This window comes from Pseudomonas sp. Pseusp11, assembly GCF_047304405.1.
Classification (GTDB): Bacteria; Pseudomonadota; Gammaproteobacteria; order Pseudomonadales; family Pseudomonadaceae; genus Aquipseudomonas.
This window is the reverse complement of the sequence record NZ_JBGLZF010000113.1, coordinates 1-255: the sequence shown is the minus strand read 5'-3', so window position 1 is coordinate 255 and position 255 is coordinate 1. Positions and strand designations below refer to the sequence as shown.

The following is a 255-nucleotide window of genomic DNA, read 5'->3' as shown; positions in this document are numbered from 1 at the left end:
GCGGGAATAGCTCAGTTGGTAGAGCACGACCTTGCCAAGGTCGGGGTCGCGAGTTCGAGTCTCGTTTCCCGCTCCAATTTTAAACAGCGTTGCTTTCGGGCAAGGCTGAGTGAAACCAGAACCAAATCTTCGGATGCGGGTCTGGGCACCGAAACACACACCATGTGTTCCGGGCAGCGTGTCCCCTTCGTCTAGTGGCCTAGGACACCGCCCTTTCACGGCGGTAACAGGGGTTCGAGTCCCCTAGGGGACGCC

Annotated in this window: 2 tRNA genes; both read left to right on the top strand. The window is 58.8% G+C overall.

Annotation, left to right across the window (positions count from 1 at the left end):
- Nucleotides 1-76 (top strand) — tRNA-Gly (locus tag ACCC96_RS30375).
- Nucleotides 77-180: 104 nt separating this feature from the next.
- Nucleotides 181-253, top strand: a tRNA-Glu gene (locus ACCC96_RS30370).
- Nucleotides 254-255 lie beyond the last annotated feature (2 nt).